Genomic DNA, 820 nt, shown 5'->3' with positions numbered 1-820 from the left:
GGGGACTGTTGCATTATCTCTGCTGGTGCACGGTAGCGCAGCAAGGCACCATGGTCACGTAGCATTTCCGAACAGCCCGCGGATGAATTCGATCTCGCCTTTGACGCCTGGTGTCTTGTGATGGATGTGCCCGCGTTTGATGGTCCGGATTGTCTCGATGCCGCTGAGAGTCGCCTTGGCCGATCGCAAGGATTGAAAGCTCTGCCGGTATCCGAGTAGCCGTTCCATGGCCGCGTGATCGCTCTCGATCAGATTGTTGCGCCATTTTTTGTCGACGTGTCGGATACTGTCAAAATGCGGGTCATAACGGCGGTTGATCTCGCGGATGACGCGCCGATAGGCGTGCGCTTTATCCGTGCAGATGGTCACAGGCCGATGCAGGCGTACACGTTCAATCGCCTTGTTCAGAAAGGCTTTGGCCGCCTTCGCATCCCGGCGCGCGGTGAGGCGAAAATCGATCATCTGACCATTTGCGTCGACCGCCCGCCAGAGATAACGCCATTTGCCGCCCACACGGATGTAAGTTTCGTCCACGTGCCAATCGACGCTGGCGCGGCGCAGATGCTTTTCGGTGCGCTTGGTCAATTCGGGGCCGAACTTCTGAACCCAGCGATAAATGGTCGACCGATTAAAGGTGACATCGCGCTCTGCCAGGAGATCGACCACATCCTGATAGGATAATGGGTAACGCAGGTACCAACGCACAGCACACAAGATGATCTCACGCGGAAAGCGATGATGCTTGAACGGGGATTTACGCGGCATGTCCAACCTCAAAAGCGCGAAAGTGGCCAAGCCAACCGATTAATGCAACAGTCCC

1 protein-coding gene is annotated in these 820 nt (G+C 56.3%); it reads right to left on the bottom strand.

The window, feature by feature from the left end; all coding sequences use genetic code 11:
- Positions 1–54: 54 nt before the first annotated feature.
- Positions 55–765 (bottom strand): IS6 family transposase, encoded by a 711-nt coding sequence (locus H9Q16_RS20500; protein ID WP_191077341.1) that lies wholly within the window; start codon positions 763–765, stop codon positions 55–57.
- Between the last annotated feature and the right edge of the window lie 55 nt (positions 766–820).

The sequence above is a fragment of the Sulfitobacter aestuariivivens genome, assembly GCF_014763045.1.
Taxonomy (GTDB): domain Bacteria; phylum Pseudomonadota; class Alphaproteobacteria; order Rhodobacterales; family Rhodobacteraceae; genus Sulfitobacter; species Sulfitobacter aestuariivivens.
Note: the sequence above shows the minus strand (reverse complement) of the source record. Positions and strands in the feature narration are given on the sequence as shown.